This is a genomic window from Nocardioides sp. SRI_004 (genome assembly GCF_057586415.1).
The window spans coordinates 25,646-44,520 of the sequence record NZ_JBYCZV010000019.1; the positions used below are offsets into that span (position 1 = coordinate 25,646).

An 18,875-nucleotide genomic window follows, 5' to 3' on the forward strand; every position below is an offset into this window, starting at 1 on the left:
CACTATGGCAGTCGTGGGGACCCGCCGGCCATGGCGTCGATCAGGCGCCCGACCGCGCGGGTCAGCGGCGACTCGCCCGACTCGACGAGGAGCCGCCCGGCGACCAGGGCGCGGTCGACGGCCGGCTGGTCGTCGGGCAGGAAGTGGACACCACGGCTCGGGCCGAACCCGGCGAGCATCGCGGTGACGTCCGCCTCCCGCCAGCCGAGGCTCGGCCGCATCCGGTTGACGACGATGCGTGGCGCCAGGTCGGGCACCAGGTCGCGCAGGTCGGTGACGGCCCGGGCCAGGCGGGCCAGCCCGACGGGATCGGCGGCGCCGACGAGCACCACCTCGTCGGCCACCTCGAGGGCTTCGCGGGTCAGGTCGTTGCGGGCCGGCCGGCCGAGGTCGGCGGCCGGGTCGGGCTCGATGCTGAAGCCGGTGTCGAGGACCACCTGGCCGTCGAGGCGGGCCCGCTCGACCAGCGCGGTGAGCGTGCCGGGCCGCACCTCCGACCAGCGGTCGGGGCGCGGCAGGCCCGTGATGACCCGCAACCGGTCGGACAGCCGCCGCTGCACGGTCGCGAACCGCTGCTCGACCGTGCCCGCTGCGACCAGCCGCGCCGCGGCGAGCAGGCCGGACACCTCGTCCAGGATCCCCAGCTGCTGTGCGACCGCTCCGCCGTAGGGATCGGCGTCCACGAGCAGCGTGCTGAGTCCGCGGCGCGCCAGGTCGGCGGCGACAGCGCCGGCGAGGGTCGTGCGCCCCGGGGCGCCACCGGGCCCCCAGACCGCGATCACGCGGCCCGGTGCGCCCGCCTCCGGAGCCGCGGGAGGGCCCTCCCCCGCACCCCCGGGTACGACGCCGGGCAGCTCGGGTGGTCCCGGCGGCTCCGTCGGGTCCGCCGGGAGTGCGGCCACCAGGGCGGCGACCTCGTCGATCCGGGCGACCTCCAGCAGGGTGACGAGGCCGATCCGGGCCGCGCGGGGGCGGGTCAGCTCGGCGTCCGTGGCGATGCCGACCACCCGGACGCCGTACCGGCCGAGGTCGTCGACGACGGCGTGGTCGAGCCCGGCGAGGTCGGCGGCGAGCACCGCGACGTGCGCCTGGCCGGTGCTGGCGGTCGCGAGCAGGTCGGCGACGTCGACGCAGCGCTTGAGCACCACCGTGGCCGGGCTCGCCTGCAGGGCGGCCAGGGCGCGGGTCTCCCACGCCGCCCCCGTCGAGACCAGGAGGACGATCGTGACCGGGGAGCTCATCGCGCGCTCACGACCGCTGGAGGATCCGGATCACCGGGTCCTGCAGGCCGGCCAGCAGCCGTTCGAACGCGGCCGCCCGCTCGTCGTCGACGGCCACCACGACCTGGCGGGTGCCGGAGACCGCGAAGGTGTCGTCGTAGGCCGGGGCGGCGAGCACCGTCACCCCGCTCAGCGCCGGCGCGCCGACCGGGCCGGTCGCGTCGCTCGCGTCGTCCGCCGTCGCCCGCTCGGCGATGCCGTCCTTGACCCACACGTCGACGACGGAGCCGGTGGTGACGTCCGGGGAGACCTGCTGGGGATCCACCGCCAGCGGGACCTGGAGCACCTCGTCGCTCTCCGCGTCGGCCACCGCCGAGCGGGCCAGCAGCTCGCCGGCGCCGACCGCGCGGGTCAGCACCAGCCCGTCCGGCACGTCCCGGTCGGCTGGGAAGTAGCGTGCCAGCGCCTGGTCGTCGCCGAAGCGCACGCGCTGCACCTCGAGGTCGGCCGCCACCACGGGCGTGCCGCTCCCCCGGTCGTCGGCGAGCGCCCAGACCGCCACCGTGTCGTCAGCGGCTGCCAGCAGGCGGGCGCCGGCGACGACCGAGCCGGCGACGAGCAGCACGCCGATCCACAACCTGGGGTCACGCCAGCCGGGCCGGGCCACGCGGATGGCCGGGGGCGGGGCAGGCGTGCCCGGAGAGTTCCCGAGATCTCTGGACACCGGCACATCATGCAGGCCGTCGCCGCGGCGCGCCACCCGCTCCTCCACAGGCCGGCTGTCCACAAGCGGGGCGTGCCGCGTTCGGCGCGGAGGCGCTCGGGTGCGACGATGGACCCATGGCCGACACCCCGAGGTTCCTCACCCTCGCCGACGTCGCCGAGGTGCTGAACACGTCCAGCGCGCAGGTCTACGCCCTGGTCCGTCGCGGCGAGCTGCCCGCGATCAAGATCGGCGGCCGCGGCCAGTGGCGGGTCGAGGGCACGCGCCTGGAGGAGTACATCGCGAACCAGTACGAGGCGACCCGCGAGTACGTCGCCGAGCACCCGTTCGTGGAGAGCGACTCCGAAGTCTGAAGCCCCGCTTGTTGCGAGGGTTCGCCAAAACGGGTTGACCTCGTGTGGCGCCCATGATCTAGTGCCCTCTCGCACTCCTCACAACTCGGGACCAGGAGACATTCCATGCTCGACCGTCGTACTCGCGCGCTCTCATGGACGCGCAGCATCGCTCTTGTCACTGCCCTGCTGGTGGCATCCCTCGCGGCCCTCGTGGCCGCGCCGGCCCATGCCGCTCCCGCGGCTCCGTCCGGCCAGGCCGAGCGTGTGGCAGCTGCCGCGGCCCGCGACTGCCGCACGTCGGAGGTCCCCTGTCGTTACCGCACCGTCAAGTTCCGTAGCGGCAGCCGGATCTACTACGCCATCAAGCGGGAGATCAACCTGCGCCCCGCACGCAGCAACCCGCTCCCGCGCTGCCAGAACTACGTAGCCCGCATCTTTGAGGACGGTTCCTCTCGAGTGGTCTCCTGCACGGCGAACACCCGTGTCGTGGTCAGTCGCTGGGGCTGGGGCTGGTTCGGCGATCCGGGCTTCTGGTCGACGACGTGGAAGGTGACCAAGTGCGTGGCTTCGGTGACGCTCGCGATCGTGCCACTCGCCAAGGCCGGTTCGATCGTCAAGAGTCTCGGGGGCATCCGGAAGACGGCAGAGCTGTTGGTCAAGGCGGGGAACTGGTCCGACGTGCGCAAGGCGGCGCCCGCACTGGCCGGGGAGATCCTCGGCATCTCGGCCATCGCCACCAACTGCTTCTGAGGCGCTGCCTTGGCAAGGACGCCCGGTAGGGACGAGCTGGATCGCGCGTGGGCCGCGACGAGCCCCCTGCTTCCCACGGCGATCAGTTCGTTCCTGCTCACTTACGTCCTCGCCAGTCTGGCTCTGACCAGGTCACTGGCGCTCACGGACGGCACTTTCATCGTCGTGTTCGCGGCGGTGGTGCTGATGGCGGCCGTCCTGGAACGACGCGAACTGCTCAAGTCGGCGTCTGCGCGGCGCACGCTGATCGCGTGCGCCGCGCTGCTGGGAGCAATCCCCGCGGCAGTCTCAGCTCTGGCGCGCTGACGGCGCGACCAGACCGCGGGATGAATCAGCCGTCCTTGCCAGCCAGGACGATCTTGACCTGCTTGGTGTCGCCGTCGCGCACAACAGTGAACTCGACAGTTTCGCCGGGCTGATAGGTGCGAATGGCAACGACGAGGTCGACGCTGGCGAAGACGGGCTGGTTATTGACCGCGAGGATCACGTCCTCGGGCTTCAGGCCGGCCTTCTCGGCGGGCGTTGCCTTCATGATGGAGTCGAGGACCGCACCCTTGCCGTCGGGGCCCGAGCCGGGCTTCACGTTGGCTCCGATGAACGGGTACTGCGCCTTGCCCGACTTCAGGATCTGGTCGGCCGTGATCCGCACCTGCTCGACCGGGATCGCGAAGCCCACGCCGATGTTGCCGGCCTCCTTGTCGACCGAGCCGCCGCCCGCGGTGGCGATGGCCGAATTGACGCCGATCACCTCGCCCTTCTGGTTGACCAGCGGGCCGCCGGAGTTGCCGGGGTTGATGGCCGCATCGGTCTGCACCGCGTCGATGTACGACGAGTCGTCGGCCGTCGAGCCGGTGCTGACCGGACGGTGCAGGTAGCTCACGATCCCCGAGGTGACGGTGTCCGGCAGGCCCAGGGGCGAGCCGAGCGCGACGACGGGCTCCCCGACCTGCAGCTTGGCGGAGTAGCCGAGCTTGGCCGGCTTGAGGTCGTCGTGCTTCTTCACGAACAGGATCGCCAGGTCGTAGACGGGGCTGCGCCCGACCACCTCGGCGTCGTAGCGGTTGCGGTCGTGGTCGATGACGACGATCGGCCCGTTGTCCTTGGCCGCGTCGGCGACGACGTGGTTGTTGGTCACGATGTGGCCGTTGCCGTCGAGCACCCAGCCGGAGCCCGTCGCGCCGGCCTCCTGGCCGTCGTACTCGGCGAGGATCTGGACGGTGCTGGGCAGGACCGCCTTCGCCACGTCGGCGACGGAGCCGGGGGCCGCCAGCGGGGCGGCGTCCTCGAGGTCGACGTCGGAGAGCCCTCCGTCGGCGTACCCGGGGCCGGAGACGTCGTCGTCGGCCAGCTTGTCGTAGCCGAGGGCGCCGAGGAAGCCACCGCCGAGGCCGACGACCAGCGCCAGCAGCGCGACCAGGGGCCAGCGCATCCGGGCGCCGGTGGCGGCGACGGAGTCGGCCGACGGGCGCCGGACCGAGAGGTCGGCCGTCGTCGGCGGCGTGGTCGGGGCCGGCGGCATCAGCGAGGGAGCCATCGAGGGCGCAGGACCCGCGTGCGCGCCGATCGGGGCAGCGAGCGGCTCGGCCGGCAGGATCGCGGTCGGCTCGGGGGCGGCGTCGGGCGCCGCGGCGTCGGGGAGCCGGGGCGCGCCGGGCGCCGGGGGTGCCCACTGCGACACGGGCTGGGCCGGCACGGGCGCGGGCGACGGCTCGACGGGGCGCTCGGGCGCCGGCGCGGACGCGTCGTCCGCGGCGATCGGCTGGGTGGGCTCCCGGTCGGGGTCGAGCTCGTCGTTCACCTGTACATCATTGCCGATCCCCCCAGCGCCGGCTGCGGGCGGTCGGTCAGGGCAGCACCCGGCGCACCGGGATGGGCTGGCCGAGCCCGGCGCCCGGGGTCGTGCCGCCCGTGCCGCCGCCCGTGCTGGAGGACGGCGCCGGCGTGCTGGGCGCGGTCGGGACGGCGGTGTTGATCTGGGTGACGGGAGGGCGGCGGTCGGCGGGCGGTGCCGTGCCCGTCGCGAACCCGAGGGCGACCACACCGAGGATGGCGGCGCCGACGGCACTGCCACCGATCATCACCGCGCCGGAGGTACGACGACCGGGGCCGTGGTGCGTCGGCGCAGCCAGCAGCGCGTCGCCCGGCGGCATGCTCATCAACGAGCCCTTGAGCCCGGACGGGGCCTCCCCCTGGCCACCGCAGAGCCCGGCCAGCCGGGTCTTGACCCAGCCCTCGCGCTCGACGAGGTCACGACAGGCGTGGCAGGTGTAGACGTGCGCCCAGGCGTCCTCGGTGTCCTTCGGGGACAACTGGCCGTCGAGGAGGGCACTGACGCGGTTGCCGAGGTGGCCGATCACCGGGGTCCCCGATCGATTGTCCGCCGGAGGAGCGAAGCGGGGGAGGTGGGGAATCGAGTGGCGTGCTTCACGGCGCCCCCACGGGAGCCGGTCCGGCGTACTGCGTGCGGCCGGCGGTCGGGGCGCGGTGCGCCAGCGCGGTGCGCAGCAGCGCGCGGCCGCGGTGGATGCGGGAGCGCACCGTGCCGAGCTTGGCGCCGAGGATCTCGGCGATCTCCTCGTAGCTGAGGCCCTCGATGTCGCACAGCACCACGGCGGCGCGGAAGTCGGGCGGCAGCGCCGACAGGGCGGCCTCGACGTCGTCGTCGAAGGTCTGGTCGGCGTAGGCGAGCTCAGGGGCCGGCGAGGCGCTGGCGATCCGGGCGGCCCGCTCGTCGGAGAGGGCGTCGAAGCGGATCCGCTGCTTGCGACGGGCCTGGTCGAGGAACAGGTTGGTGGTGATCCGGTGCAGCCAGCCCTCGAAGGTGCCGGGCGTGTAGGTGTGCAGCGAGCGGAAGACCCGGACGAAGACCTCCTGGGTGAGGTCCTCCGCGTCGTGACGGTTGCCCGTCAGGCGCAGGGCAAGGCGGTAGACACGGTCGGAGTGCTCCTCGACGATGCTCTCCCAGCTCAGCTCCGGGGCGCCGGGCACATCGTGCTCGGGGCGGGCCTGCTGGGTATCGACGGGCTCCTTCATCGTGGCCTTCTTCCGCTGGATCAGTGCCAAGGTCTCCTGGCTCCTCTCACGGTAGGGGTCGGTCCTGAACGTTCCCTGTGAACTCGTTGATCATTGACCCCAACGAACGGCGGGAAGCCGCTGTTCCCGGTGCCCCGTGCCGCCTCCCCGCCTCGGCGGCCGCAACGCCCTAGGGTGGGACCGTGGCTCCGACACCCATCAACGCGACCAGCTGGACCTTCGCCGACACCTACGTCGACGAGGACGACGTCCTGGCGGCTGCCCGGGCGCGCGCCGAGGAGGTCGGCGTCGTCCCCATCGGCGCGGGCGCGGGCGCCACGCTGCGCCTGCTCGCCGCGGTCCTCGAGGCCCGAGCGGTCGTCGAGATCGGCACCGGCACGGGCGTCTCGGGCGTCTGGCTGCTGCGCGGCATGCGCCCCGACGGCGTGCTGACCACGGTCGACGTGGAGGCCGAGCACCAGCGGCTCGCCCGCGAGTCCTTCAAGGAGGCGGGCATCGCGCCGCAGCGGGTGCGCACCATCGCGGGCTCCGCCCTCGACGTGCTCCCCCGCCTCACCGACGGCCACTACGACATCGTCTTCGCCGACGGTGACAAGCGTGAGTACGGCGCCTACCTCGCCGAGGCGCTGCGCCTGCTCCGCCCGGGCGGGGTCGTGGCGTTCGACAACGCCCTGTGGCACGACCGGGTCGCCGACCCGTCCCAGCGCGACGAGGAGACCGTGGCGATCCGCGACCTCGTCCACCAGGTCGCCGCGACCGAGGGTCTCGTCCCCGCGCTGCTGCCCGTCGGCGACGGCCTGCTCGTCGCCAAGAAGGAATGGGTCCCCGAGTCGGACTGATGATGTGTCCGAGCGTGTCTCCGGCGCGATGACGGGAGGCAGCAAGCTGCCATCGCGCGCCTCCCGCCACGCTGCCGGCCTGGCTAGCTCGGCTGGTCCCCCACACCGGCGACCGGGTCGGGCCTGCCGAGCCAGGTGAGCAGGAGGCGCGCGCCGAAGCCCGAGGGTCCGACGGTCCACTCGTGCCACTCCTTCTCGACGTCGCCGACGGAGGCGATGTCGAGGTGCGCCCACGGTACGTCGCCCACGAAGTGCTGCAGGAACAGCGCGGCCGTGATCGCGCCGGCCCCGCCGGGGTCGTTGGAGGCGTCGGCGATCTTCGAGGCGAGCTTGTCCTCGTAGCCGGCGTACAGCGGGAACCGCCACAGCGGCTCGCCCGCACGCTCCCCCGCACCGGCGAGGGCGTCGGCGAGGGTGTCGTCGTTGGCGAACAGGCCGCCGACCTGCTGACCCAGCGCGACCTTCACCGCGCCGGTGAGCGTGGCGACGTCGACGACGACGGCCGGGTCGAGCTTCGCCACGGCGTACGCGAGTGCGTCGGCGAGGACCAGGCGGCCCTCGGCGTCGGTGTTGCCGACCTCGGTGGTGCGACCGCCCCAGTGGGTGATCACGTCGCCGGGCCGCAGCGCGCTGCCGGAGATGGCGTTCTCGGCGGCGGCGACCAGCCCCACCACGCGCACCGGGCAGTCGACGTCGGCCAGCGCCGCCATGGTCGCGAGGACGACGGCGCCACCCGTCATGTCGCGCTTCATCGAGCCCATCGAGGCGCTCGGCTTGATCGAGAGGCCGCCCGTGTCGAAGGTGATGCCCTTGCCGACGAGGACGACCAACGGGAGCTTCTTCGCCGCGCGGGCCGAGATGCCGCCCGGCGTGTAGTCGAGGCGGATCAGGCGCGGCGGCGTGGCCGAGGCGGCACCCACGGCGAGGATCCCGCCGAAGCCCTCCGCCGCGAGCCGCTGCTCGTCCCAGACGTCGACGTCGAGGCCGGCGACGGCCGCGAGGTCGCTCGCCTGCTCGGCCAGCCAGGCGGGGTTCTTCAGGTTGGAGGGCACCGTGGCGAGCAGCCGCGAGCGCCAGCCGGCTCCACCCAGCGCGACGGCCCGCTCGAGGACCGAGCGGTCGGCGCTCACCGTCGGGCCGGCGAGCACCACCCGGCGTACGGGCGTGTGCTCGGGTCCCTGGGAGCGCCAGTGGAAGACGAACGCGCCGAGCATCGTGCCGACCACGAACGCCTCGACCGCGTCGTCGGCGTCGAGGTGGACGGTCGGGATCGACGTCGCGACAGCGGCCCGGTCACGGGTCGCCCTCGCGAGCGCGGCGCCGGCCCGGCGCAGGTCGGTGGTCGTCGCGGCGCCGACGCCGACGAGCACCACGAGCTGCAGGTCCGGGTTGGCGGGCGAGCCACCGGGCACGGGCACCACGGCGACCTCGGCGGTGGCACCGGTCAGCCCGTGCACCTCGGCGATGCCGACCAGGTCGATGCCCAGCTCGTCGGCGAGCTCGGCCGCACCGGGCCCGAGCAGGACGGCACCGTCACCGTCGGCCGGGAGGACCGGGAGCGCGACGACGTCGACGCCCTTGATCGCTCCCGGAAGGAGGTCGCTGAGCGCGAACTCGGGAGGGTTGACCTGTCCGGGGAGGACGGGCCGGGTGCTGGCAGCGGGTGAGGTCACCCGACGACGTTCTTGAGCGCTTCGCCGAGCGCGGAAGCCTCCTCGGCGTTGAGCTCGACCACGAGACGGCCGCCGCCCTCGAGCGGGACGCGCATCACGATGCCGCGCCCCTCCTTGGTCACCTCGAGCGGACCGTCGCCGGTCCGAGGCTTCATCGCCGCCATGCGGCACCCCTCTTCCACTACCTCAGCGTGCTGTCGGGCGCCCTGTGCACCCGACTGTGCGCCGGACCATTATCGCCCATGCCACACAAACCATGCAGCGCCCCTCGCCGAACCCGGTCCGCGGACTGGAGGTCAGGCGCGCTGCTCGGCGGCGAGTGCCGCCTCCAGGTAGAACGCGATGCTGTCGCTCTCGTCACCCTCGTAGCGGTTCATCGCCTTGCCGATGGGGTTCTCGAACCGACCGGACGGCATCTCCACCACCGGCAGCGGCTCGAAGTCGGGGTGGTGCACCCACACCGCGCCGGGGACGGCGCGCACGAGGATCTCGCCGACATAGGCACCGGCCGCCCAGACGTCGTCGTTGTCCTCGGCGTCGGCCCGGTCCGGCCGCCGCGACCACTGGTCGAGGAAGGACTCCACCTGGTCGACGCTCTCCAGTGAGAAGTCGAGGATGTCCTCCCCGGCGGGGTGGGCGGCCGCCCACTCCTCGGCGGTCTCCCGCACCCTCGGCACGTGGACCACGCCCGCGGGATCGGGCGCGGCCGCCAGCTCCGCGTGCGGGGACCGACCCTCCATCTCGGACGCGAGGCGCGCCAGCAGGGCGTCGACCTCGGCCATCCGGTAGCCGCGCAGCGCCAGCGAGAAGCGGACCTTGCGCAGGTCGCCGGGGCCGACGGGACGGTGGGCGGGGACGAGCGCGTCCGGCCGGTCGTCGTACGTCGGGGTCATCGGCTCGCCGTAGCCGGCCGCGAGCATCGCGACGCCGCCCATGGCGAGCACGATCAGGACGGCGAAGATCCACATCATCGGATCGGACACGGCGACCTCAGGCGTGCCGCTCGCGGGCGGCCACCATCAGCTCGACCGCCTCGTCGACGTCGTCGGTCAGGGTGAGCATGTCGATGTCGGACTGCTTGATCCGGGCGTCCTCGAGCATCGAGCCCTGCATCCAGTCGATGAGGCCCCGCCAGTGCTCGACGCCCATCAGCACGATCGGGAACTGCGTGATCTTGAGCGTCTGCGACAGGGTCATCGCCTCGAACAGCTCGTCGAGGGTGCCCAGGCCGCCGGGCAGCACGACGTAGCCCTGGGAGTACTTCACGAACATCATCTTGCGGACGAAGAAGTAGCGGAAGTTGAGCCCGAACCCGACGTAGTCGTTGAGCTTGGCCTCCCAAGGCAGCTCGATGCCGAGGCCGACGCTCTCGCCGCCGGCCTCCATCGCGCCCTTGTTGGCCGCCTCCATGGCGCCCGGCCCGCCGCCCGTGATCACCGCGAAGCCCGCCTTCGCGAGCGCACTGCCGACCCGGACGCCGATGTCGTAGGCCGGGTGGGTGGCGGGGATCCGCGCGGACCCGAAGACCGAGATCGCCGGCCCGAGCTCGGCGAGGTCGTTGAAGCCCTCGACGAACTCGGCCTGGATCTTCAGCACGCGCCACGTGTCGGTGTGGACCCAGCCGCCGTCGCCGCGGCTGTCGAGCAGCCGCTGGTCGGTGGTCGAGCCCTCGGGACGGCCCTTGCTGGGCCGGGGTCCGGGTCCGTTGCGCCGGGTCATGGCTTCTCCTCGCGGTCGGTCGGCGCGGCCTCGCCCTGCAGCCACGCCCGCAGCTGCTGCTCGCAGCGCTCGATCTGGGCGGTCTCGACGTGCTCGTCCTGCTTGTGGGCCAGCATCGGGTCACCCGGGCCGTAGTTGACCGCGGGCACGCCGAGCGTGGTGAACCGGGCGACGTCGGTCCACCCGAACTTCGGGTTGACCTCGCCACCGACGGCATCGATGAACGCCCGCGCTGCCGGCCGGTCCAGCCCCGGCAGGGCCCCGGACGCACTGTCGGTCAGGGTGGTCTCGAAGCCGTCGAAGAAGTCCTCGACGAAGGCGAGCGCCTCGGCCTCCGAGCGGTCGGGGGCGAACCGGAAGTTCACGGTGACCACGCACTCGTCGGGAATCACGTTGCCGGCGACGCCGCCGCTGATGCCGACCGCGTTGAGGCCCTCGTGGTACTCCAGCCCGTCGATCACCGGGCGCCGCGCCTCGTAGGCGTTGAGCCGGGCCAGCACCTCGGCGGCGCCGTGGATCGCGTTGACGCCGCGCCAGCTGCGCGCGGAGTGCGCCCGCTCGCCGCGGGTGCGCACCTCGACGCGCAGGGTGCCCTGGCAGCCGGCCTCGACGACGGCGTTCGACGGCTCCATCAGGATCGCGAAGTCGGCCGCGAGCAGCTCCGGGTCCGACTCCCCCAGCAGCCGGAGGCCGTTGTAGGCCGAGTCGATCTCCTCCGCCTCGTAGAGCACGTAGGTCACGTCGTGCACCGGCTCGGTCACGGTCGCGGCGAGCCGGAGGATGACGGCGTCGCCGCCCTTCATGTCGCAGGTGCCCAGCCCGTGCAGGATCCCGGCCGCCTCGTCGAGCCGGCTGGGCATGTTGTCGTTGACCGGCACCGTGTCGAGGTGGCCGGCCACCACCACCCGGCTCGCCCGGCCGAGGGCCGTGCGCGCGACGACGGTGTGCCCGCGTCGTACGACCTCGAGGTGCGGGAGGGCTCGCAGCGCCGCCTCGACGGCATCGGCGATCGCCTGCTCGTCGCGGCTGACCGACTCGATGTCGACCAGCTGGCGGGTCAGGGTGACGACGTCGGCGGACAGGTCGAGGGCAGGCACGGTCACAGTCAACCAGCCCGCCCCCGACGTCCGTGCGCCTGACCCGCCGCAGTCCGGCGTCAGGCCAGGCTCAGGCTGATCGCGCCCTTCTCGCCGTCGCCGACGACGACCTCGGTGGCGCCCGCGGGCGCCTCCTCCCCCACCGTGTACGACGTCGCGAGGGTCTCGCCCGCGATCAGCGCCTCGTGGGCGCGGGCCGCGGCGAGCACCGCCGGCGTCCCGGTGACGACGAGCTCGATCCGGTCGGTCACCTGCAGGTCCGCGTCGCGGCGCGCCTGCTGGACAGCGCGCACCAGGTCGCGGGCGACGCCCTCCTCGGCGAGCTCGGGCGTGACGACGGTGTCGAGCACGACGAACCCACCGGCCGGCAGCATGCCGGTCGCGACGCCCTCGGTGGCGGCACCGACGACGGTCTCCAGCGTGAACTCGCCCTCGACGAGCGCGAGGCCACCGGCGGTGACCGTGCCGTCGGCGGCCACGGACCAGTCGCCGGACTTGGAGCCCTTGATGGCGAGCTGGACGTCCTTGCCCAGGCGCGGGCCCGCGGCGCGGGCGTTGACGGTGAGCTTCTGCTCGACGCCGTAGCCGGCCGCCTCGTCGGAGTCGGCCGCGACCAGGCGCACCGACTTCACGTTGAGCTCGTCGGCGATGATCGCCGCGAACGGCTCGAGCGCCGCCGGGTCGGAGATCACGACGGTCAGGCCCGCGAGCGGGAGCCGGTTGCGGAGCTTGCCGGCCTTGCGCAGCGCCGAGGTCGCCGAGCACACGTCACGGACCTCGTCCATCGCCGCGACCAGCTGGTCGTCGGCCGGCAGCGCGGAGGCGTCCGGCCAGTCGACGAGGTGGACCGAGCGACCACCGGTCAGGCCGCGCCAGATCTCCTCGGTCGTCAGCGGCAGCAGCGGCGCCACGACCCGGCACACGACGTCGAGGACGGCGGCCAGCGTCTCGAAGGCCTCCGGCTTGCCCTCCCAGAAGCGCTCGCGGGAACGGCGGACGTACCAGTTCGTCAGCACGTCGATGAACGCCCGCGTCGTCTCGCAGGCGTCGGCGATGGCGTAGTCGTCGAGCTCGGCGGTCATCTTCTCGACGTACTGGCGCGTCTTGGCGAGCAGGTAGCGGTCGAGCGGGTCCTTGCTGCCCAGCGACTCGGCGCGACCGACGCTGGCCTCGTAGTTCTCGGCGTTGGCGTAGAGCGCGAAGAAGTACCAGGTGTTCCAGAGCGGGATCATCACCTGGCGCACGGCGTCGCGGATGCCCTGCTCGGTCACGACGAGGTTGCCGCCGCGCAGGATCGGCGAGGCCATCAGGAACCAGCGCATGGCGTCGGCGCCGTCGCGGTCGAAGACCTCGGACACGTCGGGGTAGTTGCGCAGCGACTTCGACATCTTGTTGCCGTCGGAGCCGAGCACGATGCCGTGGCTGATGCAGGACGAGAACGCCGGCTTGTCGAAGAGCGCGGTCGCCAGGATGTGCAGCGTGTAGAACCAGCCGCGGGTCTGGCCGATGTACTCGACGATGAAGTCGGCGGGGAAGTGCCCCACGGCGGAGCCGTCATCAGTACCGGCGAACCAGTCCTGGTTCTCGAACGGGTAGTGGACTTGAGCGAAGCTCATCGAGCCCGAGTCGAACCACACGTCGAGGACGTCGCTGACGCGGCGCATGGTCGACTGGCCCGTCGGGTCGTCGGGGTTCGGGCGGGTCAGGTCGTCGACCCACGGGCGGTGCAGGTCCGGCAGGCCCTGGGCGTTGCGGGGCAGCCGGCCGAAGTCGCGCTCGATCTCCTCGAAGGAGCCGTAGACGTCGATGCGGGGGTACTCCTCGCTGTCCGACTTCCACACCGGCACCGGCGAGCCCCAGAACCGGTTGCGGGTGATCGACCAGTCGCGGGCGTTGTCGACCCACTTGCCGAACTGGCCGTCCTTGATGTGCTCGGGGACCCAGCGGATCTCCTGGTTGAGCTCGGCCATCCGCGCCTTGAACGCGGTGACCTCGACGAACCAGCTGCTCACGCCCTTGTAGATCAGGGGCTCGCGGCAGCGCCAGCAGTGCGGGTAGGAGTGGTCGTAGGTCTCGCGGCGCAGCAGCACCGTGCCCGGCGTCACCGAGCCGCCGACGCCGCCCTGGGTCACCGTCTTGAGGTCGTCGATGATCTGCAGGTTGGCGTCGAAGACCAGCATGCCGGCGTACTCGACGACGGGGTGGGTGAACCGGCCGTCCTTGCCCACCGGCATGACCGGCTCGATGCCCTCGCGGTCGGTGACCTCCTTGTCGACCTCACCGAACGCGCCGGCGCTGTGCACCAGGCCCGTGCCGTCGGTCGTCGTGACCGCCTCGTCGGCGGCGACGACGCGGAAGGCGTTGGCGTGGCCGGCGTAGTAGGAGAACGGCGGCGCGTAGGTCAGGCCGAGCAGGTCGGCGCCCGTGCCGCGCCACACGACGGTGGGCTCGTCGCCCAGCTCGCGGGAGTACGCCGCCAGCCGCGCCTCGGCGAGCACGAACCGCTGGCCCTCGTGCTCCACTGCGACGTAGTCGATGTCGGAGCCGACCATCACGGCGAGGTTGCTCGGCAGGGTCCACGGGGTCGTGGTCCAGATCAGCAGCTTCGCGCCCTGGAGCTCGCCGGGGGTCGTGACGTCGAAGCCGACGGTGACCGCGGGGTCCTGCCGCATCTGGTAGACGTCGTCGTCCATCCGCAGCTCGTGGTTGGACAGCGGCGTCTCGTCGTTCCAGCAGTAGGGCAGCACGCGGAAGCCCTCGTAGACCAGGCCCTTGTCGAACAGGCTCTTGAAGGCCCACAGCACCGACTCCATGAACTCGGGGTTCATGGTCTTGTAGTCGTTGTCGAAGTCGACCCAGCGCGCCTGGCGGGTGACGTAGTCGCGCCACTCACCGGTGTACTTGAGCACCGACGCGCGGCAGGCGTCGTTGAACTTGTCGATGCCCATCTCGACGATCTCGTCGGTGGTCTTGATGCCGTTGAGGCGCATCGCCTCGAGCTCGGCCGGCAGGCCGTGGGTGTCCCAGCCGAAGCGGCGCTCGACGCGCTTGCCGCGCATCGTCTGGTAGCGCGGCACGATGTCCTTGACGTAGCCGGTCAGCAGGTGGCCGTAGTGCGGCAGGCCGTTGGCGAACGGCGGGCCGTCGTAGAAGACGAACTCGTTCTCGCCGTGGGCGCCGGGGTCGCGCTGCTCGACCGACGCGCGGAAGGTGTCGTCCTCCGCCCAGTACGCGAGGACCCGCTCCTCGATCTCGGGGAAGCGCGGGGAGCCGGGAACGGCGCCGCGCCCGTTGTTCGCGTCACTGGTGGGGTCGGTGCTGACCTTCGGATAGGTCATCGGGCTTCGGTCTCCTGCGTCGTCTCTGCTGCGGCATCTGCACCGCAGGGACGATCCGTCAGGACCGCGGTACCACCCTGCTTGTCCCGCCGGACCTGCTGGCGGGACCCCTCCTTGGCGGCTGTCACGGGCCTGCCCGCCGGGTTCTAGTCACCCCCGGCTGGCTGCTGGGGGCTTTCTTCCCGGAGCTCGCCGCTGATGACGGCTCGAACGCTGTGCCCCAAGGGTACGGCGCCCGGGCGCCGTACGGGAAACCGGATTGCGCTGCCTCCTAGGTTGGGGCCCATGACCGGCGAGCTGGCGAACTACCGCGACTACCTCACCCACTACCGCGAGACGCTCGAGCGCAAGTGCGCCGGCCTCTCCCCCGAGCAGCTCGCGACGAAGTCCGTGCCGCCGAGCTCGATGAGCCTGCTCGGCCTGGTCCGCCACATGGCGCGGGTCGAGCACTTCTGGTTCCAGCGGGCGCTCGTGGAGGTCGAGGGCGAGCGCCTGTACGACGACGGGGACGCCGGCTTCGCCGAGGTCGAGCCGACCGAGGAGGCCGTGACCCTCGCGTGGGGGTCGTGGCGCGAGCAGGTGAGCCTCGCCGACGCCTGGCTCGACCGGCTGACCGACGAGGGCCTGGGCCAGGTGGTCACCTTCCGCCAGGGCACCGAGACCTCGAGCGTGCGCGACATCCTCGTGCACATGATCGAGGAGTACGCCCGCCACTGCGGGCACGCAGACCTGCTGCGCGAGTGCATCGACGGCACGACCGGCGAGTGAGGAGGGCCGGCGAGTGACGACTGCCACGTCGTCGTCGTCCGTGTACTCCGGCACGATGGACGGGTGAGCCACCTCCTCGACGACGCGGTCGCCACGGAGCCGCTGGGCGACGGCGTCCACCGGGTCCAGCTGACGACCGACTGGAACACCGCCAACCAGACGCCCAACGGCGGCTACGTCCTCGCGCTGCTGCAGCACGCGGTGCTCCTGGAGTCGGCCCACCCCGACGCGCTGAGCATCTCGATCACCTACTTCCGGCCCGCCACCGCCGGTCCCGCCGACATCCGGGTCCGCGAGGTGCGCAAGGGCCGCCGCGTCTCGACGTACGACGCCGTCCTCGTCCAGGACGGCAAGGAGATCGCGCACGCCGTGGTCAGCACCCACGACTGGGACGCGGTCGGCTCGGTCGAGCACACACCCCACGCCGCGCCCGACGTCCCGCGTCCGGAGGACTGCGCCGACGCCAGCGAGCTCATCCCGGAGGGGATGGTGCCGATCCTCGACCGCTACAGCTACCGCGCGCCGGTCGTCGTCGGCTGGCTGCAGGGCCAGCCCACCGGCGTCACCGAGTCGATCTGCTGGATCCGGGCCGTCGACGAGCGCCCCGTCGACGCACTCCTCGCCGGCGCGATGGTGGACGCCTTCCCGCCGGTGACGGCGGAGATCGGCCACCTCGCCTCGGCCACCATCCAGCTCACCGTGCACTACCGGCGGCGCCCGGACACGGTCTGGGCGCTCGGGCACGTCGTGACCCGGCACGTGATCTCGGGCTACCACGACGAGGACGTGGAGCTGTGGGACGAGCAGGGCCGGCTGATCGCGCAGGGGCGCCAGCTGGCGATCCTCGCCGAAGGCTGACCGGCCGCCCTCAGCCCTCGGCGACGGTCACCGTCGTACCTCCGTCGAGGCTGGGTGTCGTGAAAGCGACCGAGCCGTCGCGGTCGAGGGTGAACTCGTCGGTCAGGTCGTCGTGGTCGGCTCCGCCGCCGGGATCCTTGCGGGCGAGCTGCCTGCTCGTCTCCAGCTCGACCCCGTCGTCGTCGACACCGGTGAGGGTGACGGTGACCTCGTCGCCGAGCATCGTGACGGTGAAGCTCTCCCCCTCGGTGAGGGTGACCGACTGCGTGGTCGGCTCCGGCTGCTCGCGCGACCAGCCGGTCCAGTCCTGGGTGGTGACCTCGAGCGTCACCGGTCCGTCGTCGCCGGCGCACCCGGCCAGCGCGGGCGCGAGCAGGAGGAGCGGGACGGCTGCGCGGAGGATCATGCCCTTGGTCATGTCCGCTCCGACGGCGCCGACACCTGTCCGGTTCCGGAGACGACTAGGATCTCCTCACGTGACTGCTGCCTGGGGCTTCGGCCTGACCACGTACGCCGCCGACGGCGCGACCGTCCTCGACACCTGGTTCCCTGCCCCGTCGCTGGGCGAGAAGCCCGCCGACGCCGCAGCGCCAGCGGACCTGGTCGCCCTCGAGGGCGCCGACGACGCCCGCGGTGTCACCCGCAAGGTCAACCTCGTCGAGATCGCCGACCTCGACGCCGCGCCGGTCGACACCGTCGACGTGTGGCTGCGCCTGCACCTGCTCTCGCACCGCCTCGTGCAGCCCCACGGGCTCAGCCTGGACGGCCAGTTCGGCCTGCTGACCAATGTGGTCTGGACGTCCGCCGGCCCCTGCGCGATCGAGGGCTTCGAGCTCACCCGCGCGCGCCTCCAGGCCACGGGCCAGCACGTCACCGTCCACGGCATCGACAAGTTCCCCCGCCTCGTCGACTACGTGATCCCGGCCGGTGTCCGGATCGCCGACGCCGACCGGGTGCGGCTCGGCGCGCACCTCGCCGAGGGCACGACCGTCATGCACGAGGGCTTCGTGAACTTCAACGCCGGCACGCTCGGCACCTCGATGGTCGAGGGACGGATCTCGGCCGGCGTGGTCGTCGGCGACGGCTCCGACATCGGTGGTGGCGCGTCGATCATGGGCACCCTGTCCGGTGGCGGCAAGGAGGTCATCTCGGTCGGCCAGCGCTGCCTGCTCGGCGCCAACGCCGGCATCGGCATCTCCCTCGGCGACGACTGCGTCGTCGAGGCCGGCTGCTACGTCACCGCCGGCACCAAGGTCACCGTGCTCGAGCCGGGCAAGGAGCCGCGCGTCGTCAAGGCCGCCGAGCTCTCCGGCGCCAGCAACGTGCTCTTCCGCCGCAACTCCGTCTCGGGCGCCATCGAGGCCGTCCCGTGGCAGGGCGAGGGCATCGCCCTCAACGCGGCGCTGCACGCCAACTGACGCCGCTGGCACGGCTCCGCTTGTCCCGTCCCGGACACTGAAGGTCGTGAAGGGCAGGGTCACGGCGGTCGTCGTCGGTCTGGCGGTCGTGACGACCGTCGCGGCCGTCGGCATCGCCGTGCTCAAGGCGACCGACTCGCTCGTCGGCGGCCCCACGGGCGACTGCACGGTCACGGTCGGCGGGCACACCGTCGACGTCACCGGCGAGCAGGCCGAGAACGCCTCGCTGATCGCCGCCATCGCCGTACGACGGGGGCTGCCGGCGCGGGCCGCGTCGATCGCGCTCGCGACCGCCTACCAGGAGTCCAAGCTCGCCAACATCGACTACGGCGACCGCGACTCGCTCGGGCTCTTCCAGCAGCGGCCCTCGCAGGGCTGGGGCACCCGGGAGCAGATCCTCGACCCCGTCTACGCCACCAACGCGTTCTACGACGCCCTGGTGAAGGTCGACGGCTACGAGGGGCTGGAGATCACGGTGGCGGCGCAGCGGGTGCAACGCTCGGCGTACCCCGGCGCGTACGCCGACCACGAGGCCGACGGCCGGGCGCTGGCGTCCGCGCTGACCGGCTACTCCCCCGCCACCTTCAGCTGCGACCTCGACGGAGGCGCACCCGACGCGGAGACCGAGCTGACCCCGAGCGGGCTGACGCCGCGCGCGAACGCCGTCCGCAAGGAGCTCCTGGCGAGCTTCGGCCGGCTCTCGCTCGGCGGCTTCGACCCCGACGGGGTGAACAGCGGCCACATGGAGGGCTCCGCCCACTACGACGGCCGCGCGATCGACGTCTTCGTGCGCCCGGTCAACGCGCGCAACAACGCCCGCGGCTGGGCCATGGCGCACTGGGCGGTCGCCAACGCCGCCCGCCTCGACATCCGCACCGTCATCTTCGACGACCGGATCTGGACCGCCGGCCGCGACGGCTGGCGCGACTACGACCCGCCCTCCTCCTCCGGCGACATCGCGATCCTCGAGCACCGCGACCACGTCCACATCGACGTCTTCCGCTGACCCCCACTCGCCGACTTGCCACTTTCCGGGCGCGAGTTGCCACTTCTGGCGGTCGACTTGCCGATCCTGATCCGTGGCCTTGGCCATACCGGCAACT

At 72.4% G+C, this 18,875-nt stretch carries 20 protein-coding genes; 8 read left to right on the forward strand and 12 right to left on the reverse strand.

All coding sequences use genetic code 11. From position 1 onward, the window contains the following. Positions 1 to 2 precede the first annotated feature (2 nt). Entirely contained in the window at positions 3 to 1,241 is a 1,239-nt protein-coding gene (locus AC2YHB_RS21670) for a CpaE/TadZ family protein (RefSeq protein WP_179650372.1), read from the reverse strand. Positions 1,242 to 1,248: 7 nt separating this feature from the next. Further along, positions 1,249 to 1,845, reverse strand: a complete 597-nt coding sequence (locus tag AC2YHB_RS21675) for a hypothetical protein (protein ID WP_179650370.1) — start codon at positions 1,843 to 1,845, stop codon at positions 1,249 to 1,251. A 215-nt stretch (positions 1,846 to 2,060) separates the two neighbouring features. On the opposite strand from AC2YHB_RS21675, the gene AC2YHB_RS21680 reads away from it, so the two are divergent. From AC2YHB_RS21680 to AC2YHB_RS21690, 3 genes are all read left to right on the forward strand, one after another. Then, positions 2,061 to 2,297, forward strand: a complete 237-nt coding sequence (locus tag AC2YHB_RS21680; RefSeq protein WP_179650369.1) for a helix-turn-helix domain-containing protein — start codon at positions 2,061 to 2,063, stop codon at positions 2,295 to 2,297. A 105-nt stretch (positions 2,298 to 2,402) separates the two neighbouring features. Beyond that, positions 2,403 to 3,029, forward strand: coding sequence for a hypothetical protein (locus AC2YHB_RS21685; protein WP_179650368.1), 627 nt, complete (start codon positions 2,403 to 2,405; stop codon positions 3,027 to 3,029). 9 nt (positions 3,030 to 3,038) lie between these two features. Continuing rightward, positions 3,039 to 3,335 (forward strand): hypothetical protein, encoded by a 297-nt coding sequence (locus tag AC2YHB_RS21690; protein ID WP_179650367.1) that lies wholly within the window; start codon positions 3,039 to 3,041, stop codon positions 3,333 to 3,335. A gap of 25 nt (positions 3,336 to 3,360) precedes the next feature. Here AC2YHB_RS21690 and AC2YHB_RS21695 read toward each other — a convergent pair whose 3' ends face one another. The 3 genes from AC2YHB_RS21695 to sigE all read right to left on the reverse strand — a co-directional run bounded on the left by AC2YHB_RS21695 (position 3,361) and on the right by sigE (position 6,092). Then, a complete protein-coding gene (locus AC2YHB_RS21695) occupies positions 3,361 to 4,827 on the reverse strand; it encodes a S1C family serine protease (protein ID WP_179650366.1) in 1,467 nt (488 codons plus the stop codon). 46 nt (positions 4,828 to 4,873) lie between these two features. After that, positions 4,874 to 5,386, reverse strand: a complete 513-nt coding sequence (locus AC2YHB_RS21700; RefSeq protein ID WP_179650365.1) for an anti-sigma factor family protein — start codon at positions 5,384 to 5,386, stop codon at positions 4,874 to 4,876. A 67-nt stretch (positions 5,387 to 5,453) separates the two neighbouring features. Beyond that, complete coding sequence (sigE, locus tag AC2YHB_RS21705; protein ID WP_257026912.1) at positions 5,454 to 6,092, reverse strand: RNA polymerase sigma factor SigE; 639 nt, start codon at positions 6,090 to 6,092, stop codon at positions 5,454 to 5,456. 152 nt (positions 6,093 to 6,244) lie between these two features. Here sigE and AC2YHB_RS21710 point away from each other — a divergent pair, with 152 nt between their 5' ends. Further along, entirely contained in the window at positions 6,245 to 6,901 is a 657-nt protein-coding gene (locus tag AC2YHB_RS21710) for an O-methyltransferase (RefSeq protein ID WP_308645619.1), read from the forward strand. A gap of 83 nt (positions 6,902 to 6,984) precedes the next feature. On the opposite strand, the gene AC2YHB_RS21715 is transcribed toward AC2YHB_RS21710, so the two are convergent. From AC2YHB_RS21715 to ileS, 6 genes are all read right to left on the reverse strand, one after another. After that, the gene (locus AC2YHB_RS21715) at positions 6,985 to 8,574 is read right to left on the reverse strand and encodes a leucyl aminopeptidase family protein (protein WP_036541006.1); all 1,590 of its coding nucleotides are present in this window, start codon (positions 8,572 to 8,574) and stop codon (positions 6,985 to 6,987) included. After that, entirely contained in the window at positions 8,571 to 8,738 is a 168-nt protein-coding gene (locus AC2YHB_RS21720; protein ID WP_082612288.1) for a DUF3117 domain-containing protein, read from the reverse strand. The genes AC2YHB_RS21715 and AC2YHB_RS21720 overlap by 4 nt, the downstream gene beginning before the upstream one ends. Before the next feature lie 132 nt (positions 8,739 to 8,870). Then, positions 8,871 to 9,557 (reverse strand): DUF6278 family protein, encoded by a 687-nt coding sequence (locus AC2YHB_RS21725; RefSeq protein WP_373366955.1) that lies wholly within the window; start codon positions 9,555 to 9,557, stop codon positions 8,871 to 8,873. 7 nt (positions 9,558 to 9,564) lie between these two features. Beyond that, positions 9,565 to 10,293 carry an LOG family protein gene (locus AC2YHB_RS21730; RefSeq protein WP_036541003.1) on the reverse strand — a complete coding sequence of 243 codons (729 nt, stop codon included), beginning with the start codon at positions 10,291 to 10,293 and terminating at the stop codon, positions 9,565 to 9,567. Continuing rightward, entirely contained in the window at positions 10,290 to 11,390 is a 1,101-nt protein-coding gene (dapE, locus tag AC2YHB_RS21735; RefSeq protein ID WP_179650364.1) for a succinyl-diaminopimelate desuccinylase, read from the reverse strand. The genes AC2YHB_RS21730 and dapE overlap by 4 nt, the downstream gene beginning before the upstream one ends. 59 nt (positions 11,391 to 11,449) lie before the next feature. Then, entirely contained in the window at positions 11,450 to 14,728 is a 3,279-nt protein-coding gene (gene ileS, locus AC2YHB_RS21740) for an isoleucine--tRNA ligase (protein WP_487354606.1), read from the reverse strand. A gap of 285 nt (positions 14,729 to 15,013) precedes the next feature. On the opposite strand from ileS, the gene AC2YHB_RS21745 reads away from it, so the two are divergent. Beyond that, entirely contained in the window at positions 15,014 to 15,496 is a 483-nt protein-coding gene (locus AC2YHB_RS21745) for a DinB family protein (protein WP_487354607.1), read from the forward strand. A 63-nt stretch (positions 15,497 to 15,559) separates the two neighbouring features. Next, on the forward strand, positions 15,560 to 16,354 hold the full coding sequence (locus AC2YHB_RS21750; protein ID WP_487354608.1) for an acyl-CoA thioesterase: 795 nt from the start codon (positions 15,560 to 15,562) through the stop codon (positions 16,352 to 16,354). Positions 16,355 to 16,364: 10 nt separating this feature from the next. On the opposite strand, the gene AC2YHB_RS21755 is transcribed toward AC2YHB_RS21750, so the two are convergent. Beyond that, positions 16,365 to 16,772 carry a hypothetical protein gene (locus tag AC2YHB_RS21755; RefSeq protein WP_179650359.1) on the reverse strand — a complete coding sequence of 136 codons (408 nt, stop codon included), beginning with the start codon at positions 16,770 to 16,772 and terminating at the stop codon, positions 16,365 to 16,367. Between the two features lie 58 nt (positions 16,773 to 16,830). On the opposite strand from AC2YHB_RS21755, the gene dapD reads away from it, so the two are divergent. Both dapD and AC2YHB_RS21765 read left to right on the forward strand, forming a co-directional pair. Beyond that, positions 16,831 to 17,772 (forward strand): 2,3,4,5-tetrahydropyridine-2,6-dicarboxylate N-succinyltransferase, encoded by a 942-nt coding sequence (gene dapD, locus AC2YHB_RS21760; protein ID WP_051931430.1) that lies wholly within the window; start codon positions 16,831 to 16,833, stop codon positions 17,770 to 17,772. Positions 17,773 to 17,818: 46 nt separating this feature from the next. Further along, positions 17,819 to 18,778: a VldE C-terminal domain-containing protein gene (locus AC2YHB_RS21765; RefSeq protein WP_487354609.1), complete on the forward strand. Its 960-nt coding sequence runs from the start codon at positions 17,819 to 17,821 to the stop codon at positions 18,776 to 18,778. Positions 18,779 to 18,875 lie beyond the last annotated feature (97 nt).

Excerpts from the sequence above, each read along its gene's own strand:
- AC2YHB_RS21670 (WP_179650372.1), bottom strand. The coding sequence starts at position 1,241 with ATGAGCTCCCCGGTCACGATCGTCCTCCTGGTCTCGACGGGGGCGGCG.
- AC2YHB_RS21680 (WP_179650369.1), top strand. The coding sequence starts at position 2,061 with ATGGCCGACACCCCGAGGTTCCTCACCCTCGCCGACGTCGCCGAGGTG.
- AC2YHB_RS21685 (WP_179650368.1), top strand. The coding sequence starts at position 2,403 with ATGCTCGACCGTCGTACTCGCGCGCTCTCATGGACGCGCAGCATCGCT.
- AC2YHB_RS21720 (WP_082612288.1), bottom strand. The coding sequence starts at position 8,738 with ATGGCGGCGATGAAGCCTCGGACCGGCGACGGTCCGCTCGAGGTGACC.
- AC2YHB_RS21730 (WP_036541003.1), bottom strand. The coding sequence starts at position 10,293 with ATGACCCGGCGCAACGGACCCGGACCCCGGCCCAGCAAGGGCCGTCCC.
- ileS (WP_487354606.1), bottom strand. The coding sequence starts at position 14,728 with ATGACCTATCCGAAGGTCAGCACCGACCCCACCAGTGACGCGAACAAC.
- AC2YHB_RS21745 (WP_487354607.1), top strand. The coding sequence starts at position 15,014 with ATGACCGGCGAGCTGGCGAACTACCGCGACTACCTCACCCACTACCGC.
- AC2YHB_RS21755 (WP_179650359.1), bottom strand. The coding sequence starts at position 16,772 with ATGACCAAGGGCATGATCCTCCGCGCAGCCGTCCCGCTCCTCCTGCTC.